General features: G+C 41.2%; 2 protein-coding genes. One reads left to right on the top strand and one right to left on the bottom strand.

Features of this window, described 5'->3' with window-relative positions:
* Nucleotides 1-806, bottom strand: an 806-nt coding sequence (locus NWQ57_RS15730; protein ID WP_306023112.1) for a RimK-like ATPgrasp N-terminal domain-containing protein, incomplete at its 3' end; no start/stop codon positions are given.
* Between the two features lie 152 nt (nt 807-958).
* Between NWQ57_RS15730 and NWQ57_RS15725 the strand changes: the two genes are divergently transcribed.
* Nucleotides 959-2,104, top strand: a complete 1,146-nt coding sequence (locus NWQ57_RS15725; protein ID WP_306023111.1) for a peptidase C39 family protein — start codon at nt 959-961, stop codon at nt 2,102-2,104.
* Nucleotides 2,105-2,209 lie beyond the last annotated feature (105 nt).

Here is a 2,209-nt window from a genome sequence, read left to right as displayed (position 1 = left end):
CCTTCGCGCTCTGCTTTCAATGCCATGTGAAAGGTGTGATGATTCACCCCGGTAGTCTCGCGAATAAATAGCCCGTCGAATTCTGCCAACCGATGAATGTCTTTTGCACCAATTTGTTCAGTATCCATTGCGGCTTTTTTAGCTGCTTTAGCAAACAGTTCAAGTGACTTTGGCGTACAGGGTGGGAATTTTTCTTTTGGATCAACTAATACCGCTAAATCATATTTGTACTTTCGATTTGTAGGTTCAACCCGCCAAATTTTATGGCTGTAACGCTCTAAGGTATTACCAAATAAGTTTTGTTCTTGCTCATTAAGCTTATGGACGCTACCAATTTTTAACGTTTTAACCTGCCAGTTCAATTTCTTTTGCAGTTCTACACGCAGTATAGGTACTGCAAATGCTTCAAACAAATAGCCCGCCACTTTTTTTAGTGCTTTATGTTCAGTTTCACCAAAGTAAATATTGAACGTAAGCTGGCTATTGGTTTCATCTATTAAGGCTTTATTTAGTTGAGTGAGAATGGTGCCAGGAATCTCTTCGGCTATATCTGCGATTTCATGGCGGTTAAATTTATTAAATGCTCGTACTGAGGGTACAACATGATGGCCTCTTGCTTCAGCAAGCAAAGAGCAGTAATAACCACTCCCTAGATATTGCGCTTGGCGACATAAATTAATAACTCGGGTACGTTGTTTGTTCTTAGCGGACCATTTCAAGTATGCTGGTAAAGTCATTACGCCGTCATATTGATGAAATGGAGCCCAATCCTGTGCTTTGTCGACGACGATTATCAGCTTGGCCATTGTTGCTCCTATAATTTTGCTAAAGCATGTCGTGGTGTGACAAAAAAAGACAGCAAAGAAATCTGCACTACAAAAGTTAAATTTCTTGTTGGCTTTTCATTTGTTTAGCTGTTGTTATCCTAAACTTAGTTAAAAATCAGCCAAAGGCAACCATGAGTACCGTTATGGCATTAGTTCCAGTAAATCTGGCTTCGTTTTCTATTAGACATGCAAACTTAGCTGACGCTTCGGCATTATTTGCCTTAGAGCATAAGTGTTTTACTACAGACCGCATAAGTTTGCGCAGCTTTAAACGTTTTATCACAGAAAAGCGTAGCGACTTAATGTTGGTTGAACGTGACGGTCAGCTAGCGGGTTACTTTTTGCTGCTTTATAGAAGAGGTACCAGCCTGGCAAGATTATATTCTCTTGCTGTTGACCCGTTGTTGCGTAAGCAGGGCTTAGCAGAATATCTTATGTTGCAGGCTGAACATGCTGCAACTGCAAGGCGTTGCGTTTTGTTAAGGTTAGAGGTACGTTTTGATAACGCAGCCGCTATTGGCTTGTATCATAAACTCAACTATCACGAATTCGCCGTAAAACATGACTTTTATGAAGATAATTCTGATGCAATCTGTATGCAAAAACGGATTATTCAATTTGATAGTGAGTCTGTTAGCCGGCAAGTACCTTATATAGCTCAAACGACGCCGTTTACCTGTGGGCCAGCTTGCCTGCTGATGGTATTTAACTACTTTAAACCTAATCAGTTTGACCCTGCCTCTTTGGAAATCGACATCTGGCGTGAGGCAACTACTATCTTTATGACATCAGGTCATGGCGGTTGTGGTCCAAGAGGTCTAGCTTTAGCTGCGCACCATCGTGGTTTTCAGGTTGAGATTTACCTCAATAAAGATGGTCCACTATTTACTGACACCGTGCGTAGTGAAGTAAAAAAAGCTGTGTTACAGCGTGTACACGATTCATATCGTTTGAAGGTTGAGCAAAGTGGTATTCCTTTACACCTTTCCGAACTGAGCATCAGTCAGATTAAGCAACTACTTGCAGAAGATGCTTTATTGGTTGTGTTAATTAGTACGTGGCAATTCGATAAGAGCAAGGCACCACATTGGGTTGTGGTTTGTGCGGTGGATGAGCATTTTGTTTATATTAACGACCCCGACACTGAAGACATTCCCTGGCTATCTTCTGCTGAGCGTCAATATATTCCGGTCGAGCATGCCGTGTTTATGAAAGCGTTCAGTTACGGTAAAAACCGGCTTAAGGCTGCGATAGTGGTCAAAGCAAGAGAAAAGTAATCAATATTGCCTGCTTTTTTGCCGTTTTGTGCAATTAATCAGCGAACAAGCTAAAAAGCTATGTTTTTATTAAATAACCCCTTGCACGAGTTTCAAAACGCCCTA

The sequence above is a fragment of the Paraglaciecola sp. genome (assembly GCF_030730205.1).
Lineage (GTDB): Bacteria > Pseudomonadota > Gammaproteobacteria > Enterobacterales > Alteromonadaceae > Paraglaciecola.
This window is presented reverse-complemented; position numbering and strand designations above follow the sequence as displayed.